The 20,792-nt window shown below is 71.4% G+C and carries 20 protein-coding genes, 1 pseudogene and 1 riboswitch; of the genes and pseudogenes, 16 read left to right on the top strand and 5 right to left on the bottom strand.

Features of this window, described 5'->3' with window-relative positions; all coding sequences use genetic code 11:
• Position 1 precedes the first annotated feature (1 nt).
• Positions 2 to 1,297 carry a choice-of-anchor P family protein gene (locus ACUP6Y_RS19490; protein ID WP_462552517.1) on the bottom strand — a complete coding sequence of 432 codons (1,296 nt, stop codon included), beginning with the start codon at positions 1,295 to 1,297 and terminating at the stop codon, positions 2 to 4.
• A gap of 166 nt (positions 1,298 to 1,463) precedes the next feature.
• Between ACUP6Y_RS19490 and ACUP6Y_RS19485 the strand changes: the two genes are divergently transcribed.
• From ACUP6Y_RS19485 to thiC, 8 genes are all read left to right on the top strand, one after another.
• Positions 1,464 to 2,573: an NAD(P)-binding domain-containing protein gene (locus ACUP6Y_RS19485; protein ID WP_462552516.1), complete on the top strand. Its 1,110-nt coding sequence runs from the start codon at positions 1,464 to 1,466 to the stop codon at positions 2,571 to 2,573.
• A riboswitch (TPP riboswitch) is annotated at positions 2,539 to 2,648 on the top strand. (Overlaps the previous gene by 35 nt.)
• Complete coding sequence (gene thiE, locus ACUP6Y_RS19480; RefSeq protein WP_462552515.1) at positions 2,640 to 3,230, top strand: thiamine phosphate synthase; 591 nt, start codon at positions 2,640 to 2,642, stop codon at positions 3,228 to 3,230. (Overlaps the previous riboswitch by 9 nt.)
• Positions 3,230 to 4,228: an FAD-dependent oxidoreductase gene (locus tag ACUP6Y_RS19475; protein WP_462552514.1), complete on the top strand. Its 999-nt coding sequence runs from the start codon at positions 3,230 to 3,232 to the stop codon at positions 4,226 to 4,228. The genes thiE and ACUP6Y_RS19475 overlap by 1 nt, the downstream gene beginning before the upstream one ends.
• A complete protein-coding gene (thiS, locus tag ACUP6Y_RS19470) occupies positions 4,225 to 4,428 on the top strand; it encodes a sulfur carrier protein ThiS (RefSeq protein ID WP_462552513.1) in 204 nt (67 codons plus the stop codon). The genes ACUP6Y_RS19475 and thiS overlap by 4 nt, the downstream gene beginning before the upstream one ends.
• A complete protein-coding gene (locus tag ACUP6Y_RS19465) occupies positions 4,425 to 5,255 on the top strand; it encodes a thiazole synthase (RefSeq protein ID WP_462552512.1) in 831 nt (276 codons plus the stop codon). The genes thiS and ACUP6Y_RS19465 overlap by 4 nt, the downstream gene beginning before the upstream one ends.
• Before the next feature lie 53 nt (positions 5,256 to 5,308).
• On the top strand, positions 5,309 to 5,875 hold the full coding sequence (locus ACUP6Y_RS19460) for a thiamine phosphate synthase (RefSeq protein ID WP_462552510.1): 567 nt from the start codon (positions 5,309 to 5,311) through the stop codon (positions 5,873 to 5,875).
• Positions 5,872 to 6,543 (top strand): bifunctional hydroxymethylpyrimidine kinase/phosphomethylpyrimidine kinase, encoded by a 672-nt coding sequence (locus ACUP6Y_RS19455; RefSeq protein WP_462552509.1) that lies wholly within the window; start codon positions 5,872 to 5,874, stop codon positions 6,541 to 6,543. Before ACUP6Y_RS19460 ends, ACUP6Y_RS19455 begins: the two co-directional genes overlap by 4 nt.
• Positions 6,540 to 8,225: a phosphomethylpyrimidine synthase ThiC gene (thiC, locus tag ACUP6Y_RS19450; RefSeq protein WP_462552508.1), complete on the top strand. Its 1,686-nt coding sequence runs from the start codon at positions 6,540 to 6,542 to the stop codon at positions 8,223 to 8,225. Before ACUP6Y_RS19455 ends, thiC begins: the two co-directional genes overlap by 4 nt.
• Before the next feature lie 340 nt (positions 8,226 to 8,565).
• On the opposite strand, the gene ACUP6Y_RS19445 is transcribed toward thiC, so the two are convergent.
• Complete coding sequence (locus tag ACUP6Y_RS19445; protein WP_462552507.1) at positions 8,566 to 9,234, bottom strand: YdeI/OmpD-associated family protein; 669 nt, start codon at positions 9,232 to 9,234, stop codon at positions 8,566 to 8,568.
• Positions 9,235 to 9,283: 49 nt separating this feature from the next.
• Here ACUP6Y_RS19445 and ACUP6Y_RS19440 point away from each other — a divergent pair, with 49 nt between their 5' ends.
• Positions 9,284 to 10,285, top strand: a complete 1,002-nt coding sequence (locus ACUP6Y_RS19440) for an asparaginase (protein ID WP_462552506.1) — start codon at positions 9,284 to 9,286, stop codon at positions 10,283 to 10,285.
• Between the two features lie 6 nt (positions 10,286 to 10,291).
• Here the strand turns inward: ACUP6Y_RS19440 and ACUP6Y_RS19435 are convergent, their stop codons facing one another.
• On the bottom strand, positions 10,292 to 11,494 hold the full coding sequence (locus ACUP6Y_RS19435) for a DUF4032 domain-containing protein (protein WP_462552505.1): 1,203 nt from the start codon (positions 11,492 to 11,494) through the stop codon (positions 10,292 to 10,294).
• 154 nt (positions 11,495 to 11,648) lie between these two features.
• Here ACUP6Y_RS19435 and ACUP6Y_RS19430 point away from each other — a divergent pair, with 154 nt between their 5' ends.
• The 7 genes and pseudogenes from ACUP6Y_RS19430 to ACUP6Y_RS19400 all read left to right on the top strand — a co-directional run bounded on the left by ACUP6Y_RS19430 (position 11,649) and on the right by ACUP6Y_RS19400 (position 18,203).
• Positions 11,649 to 11,819, top strand: a complete 171-nt coding sequence (locus ACUP6Y_RS19430) for a hypothetical protein (protein ID WP_462552504.1) — start codon at positions 11,649 to 11,651, stop codon at positions 11,817 to 11,819.
• Between the two features lie 42 nt (positions 11,820 to 11,861).
• The gene (locus ACUP6Y_RS19425) at positions 11,862 to 12,986 is read left to right on the top strand and encodes an extracellular solute-binding protein (RefSeq protein ID WP_462556774.1); all 1,125 of its coding nucleotides are present in this window, start codon (positions 11,862 to 11,864) and stop codon (positions 12,984 to 12,986) included.
• On the top strand, positions 12,983 to 13,909 hold the full coding sequence (locus ACUP6Y_RS19420) for a carbohydrate ABC transporter permease (protein WP_462552503.1): 927 nt from the start codon (positions 12,983 to 12,985) through the stop codon (positions 13,907 to 13,909). Before ACUP6Y_RS19425 ends, ACUP6Y_RS19420 begins: the two co-directional genes overlap by 4 nt.
• Before the next feature lies 1 nt (position 13,910).
• A complete protein-coding gene (locus ACUP6Y_RS19415; RefSeq protein ID WP_462552502.1) occupies positions 13,911 to 14,756 on the top strand; it encodes a carbohydrate ABC transporter permease in 846 nt (281 codons plus the stop codon).
• A 7-nt stretch (positions 14,757 to 14,763) separates the two neighbouring features.
• Positions 14,764 to 15,966: an ABC transporter ATP-binding protein gene (locus ACUP6Y_RS19410; RefSeq protein WP_462552501.1), complete on the top strand. Its 1,203-nt coding sequence runs from the start codon at positions 14,764 to 14,766 to the stop codon at positions 15,964 to 15,966.
• A gap of 211 nt (positions 15,967 to 16,177) precedes the next feature.
• A pseudogene (locus ACUP6Y_RS19405) lies at positions 16,178 to 16,894 on the top strand (IS4 family transposase); the annotation flags it as partial.
• 71 nt (positions 16,895 to 16,965) lie between these two features.
• Positions 16,966 to 18,203, top strand: a protein-coding gene (locus tag ACUP6Y_RS19400; RefSeq protein WP_462552500.1) for an IS3 family transposase whose coding sequence is annotated in 2 segments (ribosomal slippage) — positions 16,966 to 17,320 and positions 17,320 to 18,203 — 1,239 coding nt in all. Because the reading frame shifts where the segments join, the coding sequence is not laid out codon by codon here.
• A gap of 23 nt (positions 18,204 to 18,226) precedes the next feature.
• Here the strand turns inward: ACUP6Y_RS19400 and istB are convergent.
• A complete protein-coding gene (istB, locus tag ACUP6Y_RS19395) occupies positions 18,227 to 19,006 on the bottom strand; it encodes an IS21-like element helper ATPase IstB (protein ID WP_462552498.1) in 780 nt (259 codons plus the stop codon).
• Positions 19,003 to 20,535 (bottom strand): IS21 family transposase, encoded by a 1,533-nt coding sequence (gene istA / locus ACUP6Y_RS19390; RefSeq protein WP_462552497.1) that lies wholly within the window; start codon positions 20,533 to 20,535, stop codon positions 19,003 to 19,005. Before istA ends, istB begins: the two co-directional genes overlap by 4 nt.
• Positions 20,536 to 20,792: the final 257 nt, after the last annotated feature.

Here is a 20,792-nt window from a genome sequence, read left to right as displayed (position 1 = left end):
CTCAGCTGGCCGGGGCGATGGCCGTGTAGGCCACGCCCAGCTCGATGACGGCACCGACGGGCAGGCCCGCCTTGGCGGTGTCGAGCGTGACCCGGACCGCCGCGATCACGTTCTGGTACGAGCCGTCGGAGACCGTCTGCTGGAGGTTGAGCTCCACCTTGCCGAGGCCGGCGATGTCGAGCGCGGTGTTGGGCGACACGTTGATCGGGATCTTCTGGCCCGCGACCACGAGGTTCACCAGCTGCAGGTCCATCTTCGAGGTCCACTGGCCGTCTTGGAGCTTGCCCTTCGCGCTCACCGTGATCGCGTCGGCGCGGATCAGTCCGCCCAGCAGGTTGACGCCGGCGGTCTGGTTGGTGTTGGTGACCTCCGCATTGCCGAAGGCGTCCTTGGTCGAGGTCGTCGTCGAGTAGACGATGCCGGTGGTGAGGACGCCCGGGACGTTGACGCCCAGCGTGAAGTTGGACAGCGTCTGGCCGTTGCTCGACCCGGAGGGCGTGCCGACCTGGGCCGTCGGGTCGCTGACGACCCGGATGTCGTTGCCGACGTTGGCCTGGACCCGGGTGCCGTAGGCGTTGCCGGCCATCGAGGCGCCGTACGCCGGGTCGACCTCGGAGAGGTACTGGTTGACCGGGTTCACCAGGAGCGTGACGCCCGCGGAGTAGCCGGCCATCGGCTGCAGCAGGGTCACGCCGATCGCCCAGCCCATGGTGGCCGTGAGCCGGTCCGCCTGCCCGTGGAGCGTGTAGTTGAGCGTGACCGAGGCGACGCCGGGGATGGTGACGGCGTAGTTCTGGGGAATGCTCAGCGGCAGGTTGATGCCGGCGATCTTGATGCCGGCGAGCCGGCTGTTGGCGGTGTAGGACGCGGAGCCGTCGGGCCGCCCGGTGGTGCTGACGTTCGTCTCGACGGCGTCGGCGGTGATCAGGCCGCCGAGCAGGTTGACGTGCGCGACGCGCGCCCACGAGGACAGCGTCGTCGTGGTCGACCCGAGCAGGGTCGTCACGGTCGCATCGGTCTTGGTCTCGACCGCGCCGACGTCGGCCAGGCCGCCGACGTTGACCGCGGCGGTGCTGTTCTTCGAGCTGCTCGACTTCGCCCCGCCGGTGACGCCTGACTGAGCGGTCAGGTTGGACTGCGCGACGCCGTCCAGGACCTTGACGTACGTCGCGCCGGTGCTGGCGGCGTAGCTGTAGACGACCGGCGCCGCCGCGTGGGCCGCGGGTGCCGGAACGGCGACAAGGCCCACGCCCACCAGGGCGAAGGCGACAAAGGAGGCGAACTTCCGCACGTTCACGGGACCCCATTCCCATTCGTGTTGAGTGTTGTCTTGTTCCCCCAGGCACGTCGGTCCGGGCCCGTCGAGCGAGCCCGGGACATGACTTCCCGGAAGATTCAACGACGCCTCTCACGCGAGGTCACGCCCTGGGCATAACTTCCTCGTCCGGAGGGTTCCGACTCCTGTGCATGTGTACGACGCCGTCGTGGTCGGAGCCGGGCAGGCCGGCCTCTCGGCCTCCTTCCACCTGACCCGCCTCGGTGTCGACCACGTGGTCCTCGACGCCAACGACCGCCCGGGCGGGGCCTGGCAGCACCGGTGGGACTCGCTGTCGATGCACGACGTCCACGGGGTGGCCGACCTGCCCGACGCCGCGGCGCCCGGTGACTCCCCGGAGCGGGCCAACGTGGCAGTGCCGGCATGGTTCGGACGCTACGAGGACGAGAAGCGGCTGCCCGTCGTACGACCGGTGCGGGTGGACCGCGTCACCGACGACGGCGGGCTGCTGACGGTCCACGCGGGGGAGCGGACCTGGACGACCCGGACCCTGGTCAACGCGACCGGCACCTGGACCCGGCCGTTCGTGCCCCACTACCCGGGCGCGGACAGCTTCCTCGGGGAGCAGCTGCACACGGCCGACTACCCGGGCCCCGAGCACTTCCGCGGCAGGCGGGTCGTCGTGGTCGGCGGGGGCGTCTCGGCGGTGCAGTTCCTCGGCGAGCTGGCGCCGCTCACCGAGGTCGTGTGGGTGACCCGCCGCCCGCCGGTGTGGCGCGAGGACTTCGACGAGAGCGTCGGGCGCCATGCCATCGGGCTGGTCCAGGAGCGGGTCCGTGCGGGCCTGCCGCCCGCGAGCGTCGTGAGCGTCACCGGGCTGGCGTTGCGGCCCCAGGAGCAGGAGGCGGCCCGGCTCGGCGTCTACGAGCGGCGCCGCGACATGTTCGAGCGGATCGAGCCGAACGGCGTGCGCTGGGCCGACGGCTCCTTCGAGCGCGCCGACGTGATCTTGTGGGCGACCGGCTTCCGGCCCGCGGTCGGCCACCTCGCGCCACTGCACCTGCGCAGCGAGCGGGGCGGGATCGCGCTGCTGCAGAGCGGCGCCGACGTGCAGACCGCGACGACCGCCGTCCGCGACCCGCGGGTGCAGCTGGTCGGCTATGGCCCGTCGGCGAGCACGATCGGCGGCAACCGGGCGGGCCGCGCCGCGGCGCTGGCGGTCCGGCGCTATCTCATCGCCCACGGGAGTGCTAACGTCACCGTCGACAACCCACGGGAGTCCGCGGCAGCGGGCTGAGAGGGAGCTGGAGCCGCTCCGACCGTCACACCTGATCCGGATCATGCCGGCGAAGGAACGGAAATGATGACTCCCCGCATTTGCTGCCTGGTCTCCGAACGCGACGACCTCTCCCTGCTGCCCGCGCTGGCCGATGCCGGCATCGACGGCTTCCAGGTCCGGGCGACGTCCCTGGCCACCGGCGCGCTCGTGGCGCTGACCCGCTCGGTGATCGCCGCCGTGCGGCCGCTCGGCGCCTCGGTCGTGGTGAACGACCGGCTCGACGTGGCGCTCGCCGCGGACGCCGACGGGGTCCACCTCGGCGCCGACGACCTGGCCGTCGCCGACGCGCGCCGGCTGGCGCCGTCGCTGCTGGTCGGGGCGACCTGCCGGTCCCGGGCCGAGGTCGCCGCGGCCGCGGGCGCCGGGGCCGACTACGCCGGCTTCGGGCCGGTCTTCGCCACGTCGTCGAAGGCCGGGCTCCCCGCGCCCCTGGGCGCCGCCGCCGTGGCCCAGGCGGCCGGCGTGCTGCCCCTCGTCGCGATCGGTGGCATCGCGCCCGCGACCGCCGGCGAGGTGCGCGCGGCCGGGGCGCACGGCGTGGCCGTGATCGGCGCGATCTGGCGACAACCCGACCCCCTGGGTGCAGCGAAGGAGCTCGTCGCGACGGTCGGCTGATGCGGGTCGACGTGCTGGGCGCGGGGATCGTCGGACTGACGCTCGCCGAGGAGCTGGCGCGGCGCGGGCACGACGTGGTCGTCGTCGACCCGGAGCCGGGGCGCGGGGCGTCGTACGCCGCCGCGGGGATGCTCAGCCCGGCCGCCGAGGTGTGGCACGGCGAGGAGGAGATCCTCCGGCTCGGCCTGACCTCGCTCGCGCTGTGGCCCGAGCTGGCCGCTCGGCTCGGGGTCGAGCTGCGGCGGTGCGGCACCCTCCTCGTCGGGTACGACGCCGGCGACCTCCAGCAGGTCGAGCGACAGGTCGCGCTGCTGCACCGGCACGGGCACCCCGTCGAGCTGCTCGGCCGGGCCGGGGTGCGGTCCGCGGAGCCCTCCCTCGCCCGCGTGAACGGCGGGGCGCTGTTGCCGGCGGAGGCGAGCGTGGACCCGCGCGCGGTCTGCGCGGCGCTGCTGGACCGGGTCGTGCTCCGGGGGGCGCCGCGACCCGACGCCGAGGTGAGCGTGATCGCGACCGGGGCGGTGCTGCCCGCGCCCTGGAGCGGGCTGGTCTCCGGCGTCCGCGGGGAGATCCTGCGGCTGCGCTCCGAGGACCCGCCGCGTCGTACCGTCCGCGGCTGGGTGGGCGGCGAGGCCGTCTACCTGGTCCCGCGCGGGGACGGGCGGGTGGTGCTCGGCGCGACCTCCGAGGCGCATGCGGCGGCGCCGGTCCTGACCGCCGGTGGCGCGTTCCGGCTGCTCGCGGCCGGCCGCACCCTGTGGCCCGCGCTCGACCGGGCCGAGCTGGTCGAGGGCACCGCCCGCGACCGGCCGGCCACCGTCGACGGGCTCCCGCTGGTCGGGCCGAGCGGGGTCGACGGCGTCCTGCTCGCCGCCGGCCACTACCGCCACGGCGTGCTGCTCGCGCCGCTGACCGCACGCCTGGTCGCCGACCACCTCGACACCGGCCATGTCGAGCCGTCCCTCGATCCCCGACGCACCACCGGAGGAGCACCATGACCATCACCTGCAACGGAGAGCAGGTCGCGCTCGACGCGGCGACCGTCGCCGACCTGCTGGAGCACCGCCTCGGCGCCGCCCGCCCCCACGGCGTCGCGGTCGCCGTCAACGAGGAGGTCGTCTCACGCGACGACTGGCCGGCGCGGCGGCTGGTCGACGGCGACGTGGTCGAGGTCGTGACGGCGGTGCAGGGCGGATGACCACCCCGACGAGTTCTTCTCCTCCGCTGCGCTCCCCCGAACAGCTCGTCGGGGACCCCGGTGTGAGCGACCTCGTGATCGCCGGCGTCGGTCTGCCGTCGCGGCTCTTCCTGGGGACCGGCGGCCTGCCCCGGACCGCGCTGGTGGGGCCGGTCCTCGCGGCCGCCGGGCCCGGTTTGGTGACCGTCTCGATCCGTCGTATGTCATCGCTCGCGGAGGGCGGCCTGCTCGCGGCGCTGCGCGCCGCGGGCGTGCGGCTGCTGCCCAACACGGCCGGCTGTCTGTCGGCTCGTGAGGCGGTGCTGACCGCGGAGCTGGCCAGGGAGGCGCTCGGCACCGACTGGGTGAAGCTCGAGGTGATCGGCGACGAGGCCTCGTTGCTGCCCGACGTGGTCGAGCTCCTCGACGCGGCGGAGCAGCTGGTGCGCCGCGGGTTCGTGGTGCTGCCGTACACGACCGACGACCCGGTCCTCGCCCGTCGGCTGGTCGACGCCGGCTGCGCCGCGGTGATGCCGCTCGGCTCGCCGATCGGCTCCGGCCTGGGCGTGCTCAACCCGCACGCGATCGCGGCGGTCCGGGCGGCGGTCGACGTACCGGTGGTGCTCGACGCCGGGGTGGGTACGGCGAGCGACGCCGCCTTGGCCATGGAGCTCGGCTGCGACGCCGTGCTCGCCGCCACCGCCGTGACCCGCGCCGACGACCCGGTCGCCATGGCTCGGGCGTTGCGGCTCGGTGTCGAGGCGGGCCGGCTGGCGCACGAGGCCGGGCGGATCCCGCGCCGGACCACGGCCCGCGCGTCCAGCCCGGTCTGGGGGCGGATCTCGTGACTCCCGCCCCGGCGCAACGTCATACGTTCCGTGGGTCATCGCCCTCGCAACGGATGACGTCCCGGCGGCTGCTGGTGCTGACCGACCGCACCCAGGTGCCGGTCGGCCGCTCGCTGCGCGAGGTGCTCGCCGCGGCCACCGACGGTGGGCTGAGCACGGTGCTGCTGCGCGAGACCGATCTGCCCGACGACGAGCGGGCCACGATCGCCGACTACGCGCGGACCTGCGGCCTGGAGGTGATCGCAGCCCACCGGGCGGTGCCCGGCTGCAGCGGCGTCCATCTGCCCGCCGACGCCTCGCTCCCCGCGGTCGCCACCCGGTGGGGCCGCTCCTGCCATGACCGGGCGGACCTGCTCCGCGCCGCGGCCGACGGGGCGTGGTGGGCCACGCTGTCGCCGTACGCCGCGACGGCGAGCAAGCCCGGCTACGGCCCGCCGCTGCCGGCCTCCGCCTTCGCACAGGCGCCGCTGCCGGTGTTCGCGCTCGGCGGCGTCACGCCGGCCAACGCCGCTGCCGCGCGGGCGGCGGGCGCCTACGGCGTCGCCGTGATGGGTGCGGTGATGCGGGCCGTCGACCCGGCGGCCGTGGTCGCCGCGCTGCTGCGGGAGGTCGCGCCATGAGCCCGCCCGTCGTCGTCACCGTCGCCGGCACCGACTCCGGCGGCGCCGCCGGCATCGCCGCCGACCTGACGACCTTCGCCGCCCTCGGCGTCCATGGCGCGTGTGTCGTCACCGCCGTCACCGCGCAGGACACGACGGGGGTGCGCGCGATCCATCCCGTCCCGTACGACGTCGTCGTCGCCCAGCTCGACGCCGTGCTCGAGGACCTCGACCCGGTGGCGGTGAAGACCGGGATGCTGGCCACGCCCGAGGTGGTGCGCCTGGTCGCGGAACGCTGCGCGGACCGGATCCTGGTCGTCGACCCGGTGCTGGTCGCGACGTCCGGCGCGGTGCTCGGCTCGGCGCAGGTGGTCGCGGCCTACCGCGACCACCTGCTCCCCGTCGCGACCGTCGCCACCCCCAACGAGGACGAGCACGCCGCGCTCGGCCGTCCCGGCTCGGCGAACGTCATCGTCACCCGCGGCGGCGACATCGTGACGACCAACGACCACGGCACCGGCTGCACACACAGCAGCGCCCTGGCGGCGTACCTCGCCCACGGCGCCGACCTGCCCACGGCGGCCGCGTGCGCCGACGCCTTCGTCGCGCGCCAGCTCCGCCTCAGCAAGGACTGGACCCTCGGCCGCGGCCGAGGGCCGGTCGCCCACATCCAAGGAGAGTTCACATGACCGTCCATCCCGCCCACACCCGCATCGAGATCGGGGACCTGGCCGTCCCGTTCACCCGGGTCGCGCTCACCAACGGCGAGACCTTCGACCGCTACTGCACCGAAGGCCCCGGCTCCGAGCCCGAGGTCGGGCTGCCTCCGCTGCGCGCGGCCTGGATCGAGGCCCGGGCCGACACGTCGTCGTACGACGGCCGCGAGACGCAGCTCCTCGACAACGGCCGCTCGGCGGTCCGCCGTGGTGAGGCGCAGGACCCCTGGCACGGCGCGAGGAGGCGGCCGCGACGCGGCGCCAACGTCACCCAGATGGCCTACGCCCGCGCCGGGGTCGTCACCGACGAGATGCGGTACGTCGCGATCCGCGAGGGCTGCGACGTCGAGCTGGTGCGCAGCGAGGTGGCTGCCGGCCGCGCGATCATCCCCGCCAACGTCAACCACCCCGAGTCCGAGCCGATGATCATCGGCCGCCGGTTCCTGGTGAAGGTCAACGCCAACATCGGCAACTCGGCCGTCACCAGCAGCATCGCCGAGGAGGTCGACAAGCTCACCCACGCGATCACCTGGGGCGCCGACACCGTGATGGACCTCAGCACCGGCGAGGACATCCACACCACGCGCGAGTGGATCATCCGCAACTCGCCGGTGCCGATCGGCACGGTGCCGATCTACCAGGCGCTGGAGAAGGTCAACGGCGAGGCCGACAAGCTGTCGTGGGACGTCTTCCGCGACACCGTGATCGAGCAGTGCGAGCAGGGCGTCGACTACATGACGATCCACGCCGGTGTCCTGCTCCGCTATGTCCCGCTGACCGCCAACCGCGTGACCGGGATCGTCAGCCGCGGCGGCTCGATCATGGCCGGCTGGTGCCTGGCCCACCACGAGGAGAACTTCCTCTACACGCACTTCGACGAGCTCTGCGCGATCTTCCGGCAGTACGACGTCAGCTTCTCGCTCGGCGACGGGCTGCGCCCGGGCGCGACCGCCGACGCCAACGACGAGGCCCAGCTCGCCGAGCTCCGCACCCTCGCCGAGCTGACCACGCGGGCCTGGGAGCACGACGTCCAGGTGATGGTCGAGGGGCCCGGCCACGTCCCGCTGAACCTCGTCGAGGAGAACGTCCGGCTGCAGCAGGAGTGGTGCCACGGGGCGCCGTTCTACACGCTCGGCCCGCTCGCCACCGACATCGCGCCGGGCTACGACCACATCACCTCCGCGATCGGTGCGGCCGCGATCGCCATGCACGGCACCGCGATGCTCTGCTACGTCACGCCCAAGGAGCACCTCGGTCTCCCGAACCGCGACGACGTGAAGACCGGCGTGATCACCTACAAGCTCGCCGCCCACTCCGCCGACGTCGCCAAGGGCCACCCCGGCGCCCGCGACTGGGACGACGCCCTGTCGAAGGCGCGCTTCGAGTTCCGCTGGCACGACCAGTTCGCGCTCTCCCTCGACCCGGTCACCGCCGAGTCCTTCCACGACGAGACCTTGCCGGCCGAGAACGCCAAGACCGCCCACTTCTGCTCGATGTGCGGCCCGAAGTTCTGCTCGATGCGGATCAGCCAGGACGTGCGGGAGCGGTTCGGCTCGGAGCTCTCGACCGAGGACGCCGTGCTCGGGATGAAGGAGAAGTCCGCGGAGTTCATCGAGCTGGGGGCGTCGGTGTACGTCGAGCCGTCGGCTGGGTGAGGGCCGCAGGTCGAGGAAGTCGAGCAGGTCGCACAGCGATCCTGCTGCCGGAACTCTCCGTCGGCTTCGGTCGCGTAGCTGGTTTCGTTCCGAAAGGCAGCGACGAGGAAGGGGCGTAGGTGGCTGGGTTCGGCGGTCGGGTTGCGGTCCGCCGACACCCCTCACGTACGTGTGGACCAGCCCGAACGGGTTCCGGTTCCGTGTCGACCACCGCGGCACCCACCCGATCCACGGCACCAGCAACCCCAGCCCACCCGACGAGTAGCGACCGAGCCCCACACCCCGCGAGTCCCCACGATCGCGGGGTTCTCGGCACGTCCGAGGGAGGCGACTGCGGAAGTCAGCGCGCAGCGGCCGCCGCGGCGCCCGCCCGCTCCACCCACGTCGGGATCTCGCCGTAGCGCTGGCTGGGGATGAGCCGACCCGCCGCTGAGTCCTCGACCAGCTGGGCCATCCGCCGGTCGCGGGTGGCCTCCTGCTTGGCGCTCACCACCCAGTTGACGCAGATCCGGCGGTACGTCCTGGTGGCGGCCGCCAGGAAGGCGGTGGCGGCGGGGGAGGCGGCGAGCTGGGCGGCGTACCCGTCGGGGAGGACGAGCTCGCCGTCGACCTCGTGGGTGTACGGCGCCGGATCGCGTCGCCGCTGCTCCCAGATCGCCAGGCCGGCGGGCTGCATCCGGCCCGCGGCGCGCAGCTGCTCGACCAGCTCGAGGTTGACCCTGCTCCAGTTGCTGGTCTTCTTGCGCGGCGTCCAGCGCTGGCGGGTGGCGTCCTCGTCGATGCGCTGGACGACCGAGTCGATCCAGCCCCAGCACAGCGCGACGGGGACCGCCCGGTCCCAGGTGAGACCGCGCTCGGGGACGTGCCTCTTGTACAGGCCCATCCACAGCTCGGTCTCGGTGGCGTGATGGGCGGCGAGCCAGGCCTCGAACTCCGCCTCGTCGGCGAAGAAGCGCGCCGGGCGCTCGGGGCTGCCGCCCCGTCGGCCGGGAGTGGTGTCGCGTGCCATGTGCTGAGCCTGCCACCGACGGCCGACATCGGTGCGCAATGCTGGGGCCGTGAGCCTCCCCACCTTGGCGTTCGGCGCGCTCGGCGGCACCATCGCGTCCGTGTCCACTGATGGCACCGAGGTGGTGCCGACACTGTCGGCGGGCGCGCTGGCGGCGGCTGTGCCCGGGCTCGAGGACGTGGCGACGCTGCGTGCGGAGACGCTGGCCACGTTGCCGAGCGCGTCGCTCGACGAGCCGACGATCGTGCGCACCTGGGCCTGGGCGCAGGCCCAGGTCGACGCCGGTGCGCGGGGCGTCGTGGTCACGCAGGGCACCGACACGCTCGAGGAGTCGGCGTACCTGCTCGACCTGCTCTGGGACCGGCCCGAGCCGCTCGTGGTCACCGGCGCGATGCGCTCGCCCCAGGCGGCCGGCGCGGACGGCCCGGCCAACCTGCTCACCGCCGTACGCTGCGCCCTCGCGGCCGGCTCCCGCGAGCGCGGCGTGCTGGTCGCCTTCGACGACGAGCTGCACCAGGCCCGCTGGGTCGCCAAGACCGACTCGATGTCGACCAGCGCCTTCCGCTCGCCGGTGTTCGGCCCGATCGGGCGCTGCGTCGAGGGCGAGGTCGTGTACGGCGTCCCGCCGGGCCGGGTGCCCGCACTGCGCCTCTCACCGGGACAGGAGTCCGGCGACCCGCGGGTGCCGCTGGTGGCGACCTACCTCGGCGACGACGGCTACGTGCTCGACGCGATCAGCGCCGACGACGTCGACGGCGTCGTGGTCGCCGGGTGCGGCGCGGGCCACGTGTCGGCCCGGGCGGCCGAGGCGGTGGGGCGCCTGGCCCGCCAGGTCCCGGTCGTCTTCGCCTCCCGGACCGGCTCCGGTCCCACCGCACGCTCGACCTACGGCTACCCGGGCTCCGAGGTCGACCTGCTCGCTCGCGGTGCCGTCGGCGCCGGCTGGCTGTCGCCGGTCAAGGCCCGGCTGCTGCTGTGGGTGCTGGCGTCGAGGGGACCGGTGGCGCGTGCGGACGTGGCGGCGGAGTTCGAGCGCCGCGGCCGGCCGTGACTCCCGTCAGCCCAGCCCGGTAGGCGAGTCCGGGGGCCGACCGGGCAGCACCTTGGCGACGTAGTCCCGAGCCGACTCGTAGATGTCGACCTCGTGTCCGGCCTCGTTCGAGAGCGCCCAGCGGTGCTCCATCACCTCGTGGAAGTACTCCGGCGCCGAGATGGCTCGGCGCAGCCCGGCCGGCAGCAGGTCGACGATCGGGGTGTAGACCGTGGCCAGCCAGCGCCGGGCGACGACCTCGCGGTCCTCGTCGTCGTATCCGCCGTGCGCGGTGAACGCCGCCAGGTCGTTGAGCAGCTTGCGGGCCTGGCTGTCCTCGGCGACCAGTCCGGTCAGCTCGCGCAGCTCGCGCCGGTGGTGCCCGGCCTCCACGACCTTGGGCTGGATCCGGACCCGGTCGGACTCGGTGCGCACGTCGAGCTCGTCGACGTCGAAGCCGAGCTCGTTGAGCCGTGCGATCCGCTGCTCGACGCGGTACCACTCGTCGGCGCCGAACTCCTCCGCCGCCGTGAGCTCGTCCCACAGCGCGTGGTAGCGGTCGGCCAGCTGGGCGACGATCGCGAAGGCGTCGACCTCGATGTCGGTGTCGCCGCTGGCCTGGAGGTCCATCAGCTCGGCGAAGATGTTCTCCACCCCGACGGTGACGTCCTGCTCGCGCATCGCGTCGGAGACCGACGAGCGCAGCTCGCCGGTCTCGGCGTCGACGAGGAAGGCCGCGAAGCCCCCGGCACTGCGACGGAACAGGGCGTTGGAGAGCGACACGTCGCCCCAGAAGAAGCCCGCCAGGTGCAGCCGCACCAGCAGCACGACGAGGGCGTCGACCAGTGCCGGAACCTGCTCCGCGCGCAGGCCGTGCTGGAAGACCGTCCGGTAGGGCAGTGAGTAGTGGAGGTGCTCGGTGAGCAGCGCCGCGGGGAGCGGCTCGCCGCCCGCGCCGACCCGTCCGGTGACCACCCCGCGTGGTACGACGGCCGGCTGGTCGATCCGCTGCAGGTCGCGCAGCAGATGGTACTCCCGCAGCGCGATCGCCTCCTCGGTCTCCTTCACGGCGAGGAACTGCCGATGCACCTGGACGACGCGGACGACGTGGCGGGACAGGCCGAGCGGCAGCGGCACGACGTACCAGTCCTCCCAGTCCGCCAGCGGCCGCGACCACGGCAGCCGGAACAGCGCCGGATCGGTGCGGGCGGCGACGACGTGCAGCGCCATGACGGCAAACCTACGACGTCTGAACTCGCCCGTCACGGGCACCGGCCCGATGCGAGATGTGGCATCGGGGCAGCGCCTGGCCGTGGACAAAGTCCGCGACGTAGGGGTACTACTGGGTGACGCACGCCACACATTCGGGAGGGGTGATCAGGCGATGACAACGACCAGTGGCCTGCCGGGACCGAGATCTCGACGCCGGCGCCGCGCGGCGCTCGCGGCCGTCGCGGCGCTCGCGGCCGGCAGCCTGACGGCGTGCGGCGGTTCCGGGAAGCCGGTGCTCAACTGGTACGTCAACCCCGACGGGGTCGACACCTTCCAGAAGTAGGAGAAGTCGTGCAGCACCGACCAGTACGAGCTCAAGGTCCAGCTGCTCCCCAACGGCGCGACCGACCAGCGCACCCAGCTGGCCCGGCGGCTCGCGGCGAAGGACTCCTCGACCGACCTGATGAACCTCGACCCGGTCTTCGTCGCGGAGTTCGCCAACGCCGGCTGGCTGCAGCAGGTCGAGGGCGACCTCGCCGACTCGATCACCAGCAGCGTCGAGGGCGACGGCGACTACCTGTCCGGGGCGGCCGCGACGGTCACCTGGGACGACAAGGTCTACGCGATCCCGCTGTGGGCCAACACCCAGGTGCTCTGGTACCGCAAGTCGCTGGCGCAGGCCGCGGGGCTCGACATGAGCCGGCCGGTCACCTGGGACCAGGTGATCAAGGCCGCGGCCGACAACGACGGCACGGTCGGCGTCCAGGCCAACAAGTACGAGGCGTACGTCGTGTGGATCAACGCCCTCGTCCAGGGCGCGGGCGGCGACATCGTCTCCGACACCGAGGCCGGCCGGGACGCCAAGGTCGACATCGACTCCGACGCCGGGCGCAAGGCGGCCGAGATCATCAAGGAGCTCGCGGACTCCAAGGCGGCCCAGCCCGACCTGACCGTCTCCAACGAGGGGACCAGCCTCGGGCAGATGTTCCCCGAGGGCGGGGCGGGCGAGTTCATGGTCAACTGGACGTTCGTCTACAAGAACTACGAGGGCCAGGTCGGCGCCGGCATCACCGACCAGCAGTTCGCCGACCTGGGCTGGGCCCGCTACCCCGCGACCGTCGCGGGCGAGGCCTCGAAGCCGCCCGTCGGCGGGATCGACATCGGCGTCGGCGCCTACAGCAAGCACCCGGACTTCGCGATGGAGGCGGCTCGCTGCATCACCTCCGAGCAGGCCCAGGTCGATCTCGCGCTCGACAACGGTCTGATGCCGTCGACCAACGCGGCCTACGACAAGGTCGCGGCGAGCGGCGACTACCCGGCCGACCTGATCGAGCTGTTCCGCACCAGTGTCGACGAGGGCGGTCCGCGGCCCAAGAGCGCGTTCTACGCGATGATCTCGGGCGCCATCCAGGCCCGGTGGCACTCGCCGACCTCGGTCGATCCCGGCAGCACACCGGAGGACTCCGCGACGTACCTCAAGGACGTGCTGGAAGGGAAGTCGCTGCTGTGAGCACCGTGACCGCGCCCGTGAAGGGCAAGCCCGTCGTCAGCGACCGGGCCCGCGCGGAGACCCGACTGGGCCAGAAGCTGGTGGCGCCGGCCATCGTGCTGATGCTCCTGGTGACGGCGTTCCCGATGCTGCGGGCCCTCTACCTCTCGACGTTCGACTACGCCCTGACCGCGCCCGACGACCGCGACTTCGTGGGACTCGGCAACTACCTCACCGCGTTGACGGACCCGCTGTTTTGGCAGACGACCGGCGTGACGGTGCTGTACATGGTCGTGACCGTGGCCATCGAGCTGGTCATCGGCTTCGTGTTCGCGATGGTGATGCACCGGGTGATCTTCGCCCGGGGCGTGATCCGGACCTCGATCCTGATCCCCTACGGCATCATCACCGTCGTCTCCGGCTTCGCCTGGCAGTTCGCGTTCTCCTTCCAGAACGGCTTCGTCAACGGCTGGCTGCCCTTCGTCGGCGACGACTTCAACTGGTTCGGCCAGACCGGGTCCGCGGTCGTCGCGATCATGGTCTCGGAGATCTGGAAGACGACGCCGTTCATGTCGCTGCTGCTGCTGGCCGGGCTGGCCCAGGTCAGCGAGGACATGATCGAGGCCGCCAAGGTCGATGGCGCGACCTGGACCCAGCGGTTGACCAAGGTGATCCTGCCGAACATGCGGGCCGCGATCATGGTCGCCGTGCTGTTCCGGGCCCTGGACGCCTACCGGATCTTCGACAACATCTTCGTGATGACCGCAGGCGCGGTGAAGACCGAGTCGATCAGCTTCTTGACCTATCGCCAGACCATCGAGCAGTTCCAGCTCGGCATGGGTTCCGCGCTCTCGGTGCTGCTGTTCCTCTCGGTGCTGGTGGTGGCGTTCGCGATCGTCAAGCTCTTCCGCGTCGATCTGGCGCAGGCACGGCAGGAGTCCTGACATGGGAAACGGAATCCGCAACCGCATCGGCATCATCGTCGGCTGCCTCCTGATCATGGTCTGGTGCCTGCTGCCCGTGGTCTGGATCATCTCGCTGTCCTTCAAGTCCGAGACCGCGATCACCAACGGCAGCCCGGGCTTCTTCCCCGCCGGCGGCGGGGGAGCGGGCTGGGACAACTACCGCGCCGTGTGGGACAACGAGCAGTTCCGCCGCGCGATCTTCAACTCGATCGGCATCAGCCTGATCGCGACCCTGCTCTCGGTGGTCGTGGCCACCCTGGCGGCGTACGCCATCGCCCGGTTGGAGTTCCGCGGCAAGAAGGCGGTGCTCACCATCGCGCTGGCGATCGCCATGTTCCCGGTGGTGTCACTGGTCGGCCCGCTCTTCGACATGTGGCGGGCGATCGGGCTCTACGACACCTGGCCGGGCCTGATCATCCCGTACATGTCGTTCACGCTGCCGCTGGCGATCTGGACCCTGTCGGCCTTCTTCCGCGAGATCCCGTGGGAGATGGAGCAGGCGGCCCAGGTCGACGGCGCGACGTCGTGGCAGGCGTTCCGCAAGGTGATCGTGCCGCTCGCGGCGCCCGGTGTGTTCACGGCGGCGATCCTCACCTTCTTCTTCGCCTGGAACGACTTCGTGTTCGGCATCTCGCTCACCTCGACCGAGAACGCCCGCCCGATCCCGGCGTCCCTGTCGTTCTTCGTCGGGTCCGACCCGTTCAACCGGCCGGCCTCGCTGCTCGCCGCGGGAGCGGTCGTCGCGACCATCCCGATCGTCGTCATCGTCCTGATCTTCCAGCGCAAGATCGTCGCCGGCCTGACCTCCGGCGCCGTGAAGGGGTGAACCACTGATGGCTGCCATCACCATGAACCACATCGTCAAGCAGTACGGCGACGGCTTCCCGGCCGTGAACGACGTCTCGATCGACGTCGCCGACGGGGAGTTCATGATCCTCGTCGGGCCCTCGGGCTGCGGGAAGTCCACGCTGCTGCGGATGATCGTGGGCCTGGAGGACATCACCTCCGGCGACATGATGATCGGGGACAAGCGGGTCAACGACCTCGCCCCGCGCGAGCGCAACCTCGCCATGGTGTTCCAGAACTACGCGCTCTACCCCCACCTCACCGTCTACGAGAACATCGCGTTCCCGCTGCGCCTGGCCAAGAAGCCGGACGCCGAGGTCGACAAGCTGGTGCGCGAGGCGTCGGCGACCCTCGAGCTCGACGAGCACCTCGAGCGCAAGCCCGGCAACCTGTCCGGCGGCCAGCGGCAGCGGGTCGCGATGGGCCGGGCGATCGTCCGGCAGGCCGACGCCTTCCTCTTCGACGAGCCGCTGTCCAACCTCGACGCCAAGCTGCGCGGGCAGATGCGCACCGAGATCGCCCGGCTGCAGAAGCGCCTCGGCATCACCACGGTCTACGTCACCCACGACCAGACCGAGGCGATGACGCTCGGCGACCGGGTCGCCGTACTCAAGCGCGGGCTGCTGCAGCAGCTCGCGACGCCCCGCGAGCTCTACGAGAACCCCGGCAACCTCTTCGTCGCGGGCTTCATCGGCTCGCCGCCGATGAACTTCCTGCCCGCCACTGTCGAGGGCGGCCAGGTGAACCTGCCCTTCGGCAGCGTCGAGATCCCGGCCGACAAGGCCGAGCGCGCCGCCGGCCGGGGCCTCCTGATCGCCGGCATCCGCCCCGAGCACTTCGAGGACGCCTCGCTCGCCGCTGCCGAGGGGCGCAGCGGGTCGACCTTCTCGGCCACCGTCGACGCGGTGGAGTGGCTCGGGAACGAGACCTACGCGTACATCCCGTTCGAGGCGCCCGACGAGGTCAAGGCCCAGCTGCAGCAGCTGGAGAAGGACCTCGACGGCGAGGCGATGCGCACCCAGCTCGTCGTCTCCCTCGACGGCGCGAGCCGGATCGCCGAGGGCAGGGACGCCGAGATCTGGGTCGACGGACGCCGGATCCACCTCTTCGACCCGGCCACCGGTGAGAACCTCACCGTCGACCGGGAGCGGGCAGGCCGGATCCCGGGCGCGGAGGTCGCCGCCGGCTAGGCTCAATGCCGTCAACTTAAGGACGGGGCGGGTGGGTCAAGGACCGAGTGCGGCGTGTCGGCGTGGGGTGCAACGGAGCCCGGGTTAGAGATGCAACGACCAAGAAGCTTCTCCTTCCCCGGGAGCTCCGTTGCCTGTTCATCATGTCATCCCCAACATCAGTTCCCGCGTCAGTTCCCACGCCGCTGGACGTGAGGAGCGCTCGCGAAGCGTGTACGCACCGGGTCATCTGGGCGAGTTGACCCAGATCGTGTCGTTCGAGATGGTCGACGCGGTCCTTGCCCAGACCCGCAGGGTCCAGCAACGCACCCGTGACCTTCCCTCCCGGGTCGTGGTCTACCTCCTCCTTGCCGGTGCACTGTTCGCCGAGTGCGGCTACCGGCAGGTATGGGCCCGGCTGGTCACGGGTCTGGATCCGGCGCTCGGGCCCCTCGCCAGGCCGTCCGCCGCGGCGCTGGCCGCAGCACGCCGCCGTGTCGGCCCGGCACCGTTGCGAGAGTTGTTCGCTCTGCTGACGACGTCGGCCGCGGCCCCTGGCACGAAGGGCACGTGGTGGCGCGGGCGGCTGGTGTGCGCGATCGACGGCACCATGATGTGCTGCCCCGACACCGAAGCGAACCTGAGGGTGCACCGCAAGGGCCGGGGCTATCACGGCGGCACCGGATACCCGATGATCCGGCTGCTCGCGTTGGTCGCGTGCGGCACCCGAACCCTGCTGGCCGCGACGTTCGGCCCGACCAGCCGTGGCGAGACCCGGTTCGCACTCGACCTGCTCGGTGCGATGGGCCCGGGGATGATCGTGCTGGGCGACCGCAACTTCGCGGCCGGCGACCTCATCACCCAGATCGCCGCAACCGGTGCCGACGTGCTCATGAGAGCCAAGAACGGCCGTGGTGCTCGCAAGCTCCCAGTGTGCCACCGGGGCCTGACCCCGGATCTTGGACACGCCGAATCCCGCACCCGTGAGGGTGGCGGGGAGAGCGAGATGATCCGAGAATCATGGCCAGGAAGAACTACTCCGAGGAGTTCCGTCGTCAGGCCGTCGACTTGTACGAGTCCACCCCGGGGGCCACGGTCCGCGGCATCGCCGAGGACCTGGGCATCGTGCGGGGCACGCTGCGCGGGTGGCTCGAGGTGTACGGGACCGGCAAGAAGACCGCTGCTGACGGGACGTTGACCTCCAGCCCGTTGCAGTCCAAGCCCACCAGCAAGACGACCTCGGGCCCGGGTGAGGAGTCGCCCGATCAGGAGCTGGCTCGGCTCCGCGCCCGGGTCGCCGAACTCGAGGTCGAGACCACCAAGCTGGCCACCGAGCGGGAGATTCTCCAGCGGGCGGCGAAGTATTTCGCCGGGGAGACGGTCTGGTGAGTCGCTTCCAGTTCGTCGCCGACAACTCCGCCACCTTCGAGGTGAAGCGACTGTGTGAGCTCGTCGAGATCGAGCGTTCGTCGTACTACGCGTGGAAGGCCGGGGCTCCTGCTCGGGCTGAGCGGGCTGCCGCGGACGCCGTGCTGGTCGAGCGGATCCGCGCCGTCCACGACGAAGACAACACTTGCGGGGCACCGCGGATCACCGCCGAGCTCAACGACGGCGCACCGGCCGAGGAGCGGGTCAACCACAAGCGGGTCGCGCGGGTGATGCGGGCCGCGGGGATCGCCGGCTACGTCAAGAAGCGGCGGGTGCGGACCACGATCCCCGAGCAGTCCGATCAGAAGGTCCCCGACCTGCTGAAGCGGGACTTCACCGCCCCCGCGCCCGGGCTCCGCTACGTCGGCGACATCACCTACCTGCCGTTGGCCGACGGGACAAACCTCTACCTGGCCACCGTGATCGACTGCTACAGCCGACGCCTTGCCGGATGGGCGGTCGCCGACCACATGCGCACCAGCCTCGTCGAGGACGCCCTCAACGCAGCCAAGACCACCCGCGGCAGCCTCGCCGGGGCGGTGTTCCACTCCGATCACGGGTCGGTCTACACGAGCAAGGACTACGCCCGGCTCTGCAAGAGTCTCGGCGTCACCCAGTCGATGGGCGCTGTCGGCACGTCGGCCGACAACGCGCTCGCGGAGTCGTTCAACGCGACTCTGAAGCGTGAGGTCCTCCAAGACGCCGCCTGCTGGGCTGATGAGGCCAGCTGCCGCCGAGAAGTGTTCCGGTGGATCGTGCGCTACAACACCCGACGCCGACACTCCTGGTTGTCAATGGCCATGTTGCGGTCCCCACTGGTGGCCAACTAGAAGTCCCCACCCCTCGCTGAGTTTCAGCTGGTCTTGAGTCGGGTTCCTCCGTTCGCTCGGGCCTGTCTCATTCGGTAGGAGTCGCCGTCGGTGACGACGGTGTGGCAGTGGTGCAGGAGCCGGTCGAGCATGCTGACTGCGGTGGTGTGCTCGGGCAGGAACCTGCCCCAGGACTCGAACGGCCAGTGCGATGCGACGCCGAGCGAGCGTCTCTCGTAGGCGGCCGCGACGAACCGGAACAGCAACTGTGCGCCGGTGTCGTCCAATGGTGCGAAGCCGAGCTCGTCGACGAGTACGAGGTCGTGGCGCAGCAGGGTGTCGATGACTTTCCCGACCGAGTTGTCGGCCAGTCCTCGGTAGAGGGTCTCGACGAGGTCGGCGGCGGTGAAGTACCGCACCCGGTGCCCGTGCTCGACCGCGGCGATGCCCAGAGCGATGAGCGTGTGGGACTTGCCGGTGCCGGCCGGGCCGATCAGGCACACGTTCTCGGCCGCGCGGATCCACTCCAACGACGAGAGGTAGTCGAAGGTGGCGGGTGGGATCGAGGACGCTGCCACGTCGAACTCCTCGAGCGTCTTGGTCACAGGGAACGCGGCTTGCCGCAGCCTGGTCCGGGCATTGGACGCCTCTCGTGAGGCGATCTCGGCCTCGATGAGGGTGCGCAGGAACTCCTCTGGCTTCCACCGTTGGGTCTTGGCGGTGACCAGCAGCTCAGGTGCCAGTCGGCGCATCGCGGCCATCTTCAACCGCTTCAATCCCTCGTTCAGGTCAGCGGGCAGCGGCGGTGGCGTCGTCGCGGTCACGACACCTCACCCCCATCCGTCCCATCGATCCGGTAGGCATCCAGCGACCTGGTCGGGACGGTGGGAAGGGTCATCACCAGCGCCTGCCCGGCCGGCGTGGGCCGGGGTGCGTGGCCGTTGGTGGCCAGGATCGACCGGACGTCGTCGGCACGCCATCGTCCGAACGCGACGGCCCGCTCGAGTGCCGCGATCAGCGGCTCGCTGCCGTGCGCGGCGCCCAGGGTTAGCACCTCGGCGATCTCGCTGCCCAGCTTGGTCACACCCGCGGCGGCGGCACCGACCAGGAACTGCTCGGCGACCGGACCCAACGCGAGGAACTCCCGCTCGGCCGGCGTCCGCGGTCGGGCGCCACGGTGCGGTGTGGCCGGCCGGGGACGGTCGTAGTGCGCGTCGTCGATGCTGACCTCGCCCGGTGCGACCAGCGCGTGTTCGGCGTGGACCTCACCGGTGACCGGCTCGATGACCCGCAGCACCCGGTCCCGCTCGTCGACCAGCACCGTGACGATGGTGCCGATCAGCCGGTTCGGGACCGAGTAGCGGGCCGACCCGAACCGGATGCAGGACAGCTTGTCGACCTTCCGGGTGATCGGTGTGGGGCCGACCTCGAGTCGCAGTGACGGCAGGTCGCCGAGCAGGTCTCGCTCGGTGGCCAGTCGCTCCGCCGGGACCGCGTGGATCTCACTGTGACGACGCCCGTTGACCTCGACACCCCACGCTCGTGCCCGCTCGTTGAGCCCGGCATAGCCGCCAGCCCACGGATCCCCCTCGAGCTCCAACGGCGTGAGGAGGTCGTCCTTGGCGTAGCCGACCAGGTTCTCCACGATGCCCTTCGATTCGGGGTCCGCGGCGTGGCAGAAGTCGGGCCGGAACCGGTAGTGGCTGGCGAACCGGACGTAGTCAGGTGCCGGCACCACCACGTTCGCGACCACGTTGCCCTTCAGGCACGCCATCCGGTCGGCCAGCACGAGGGTCGGGACACCGCCGAGCTCCTCGAAGCACTGCGCCAACAGGCCCAGTGTGGTGGCCTGCTGCTCGTCGGGGGCGAAGCGGACGAACCGGTAGCGCGACCAGGCCAGCACCGCGCAGAACACATGGGTCCGACGTCCCGCGACCAGCTCGGTGCCCCAGTCGATCGCCAGCACCTCGCCCGGCGTCCAGATCGCCGGACGCCGCCCAGCGGCACGGGCCTGCCCGATGCGCCACTGACTCTTGGCGTCGGCCACCAGACGTCGGAAGTTGCGATCCGACCCCTCATAGCCAGCAGCGCGGGCGGCCGGCAGCAGCCTCTTCGCGCTGATCTTCGCCGCAGTGTCGTTGACCTTCTCGGCGACCAACTGCGCGACCGAGTCGTAGTTGCGACCACGCTCGACTCGCAGGGCTGGGAGCTCGCCGCGGCTGCTGGCCTGGTGGGCCTCGATGACCCGCCGAACTGTCTTGTGGGTCGTGCCGCACATCGCGGCCGCTCCTCGGTAGCTGCCCACCTCGCGGTAGGCCGAAATGATGTCCATCCGTTCACTCTCGTTCTTCAATGGAGACCCCTGCGTGGTGACGACGGCTGACTAGGCATCACCACCGTCGCCACGCAGGGCCTCACGAGCTGTCACGACACGCGAAGAACGAGGAGTGAGGACTTCTACATGGCCACCACCGGGGACCCGGCATGGCCACCAGCGGGGACCGCTACCTGGCCACCAGTGGGGACTTTTTCATGGCCACGGACACTGGTGCGGCTACCTGCCACCGTCCACCTACGAGGCCCGCCGGGCCGCTACGCTGCCAACCGCTG

The organism is Nocardioides sp. S5-5 (assembly GCF_054954065.1).
Note: the sequence above shows the minus strand (reverse complement) of the source record. Positions and strands in the feature narration are given on the sequence as shown.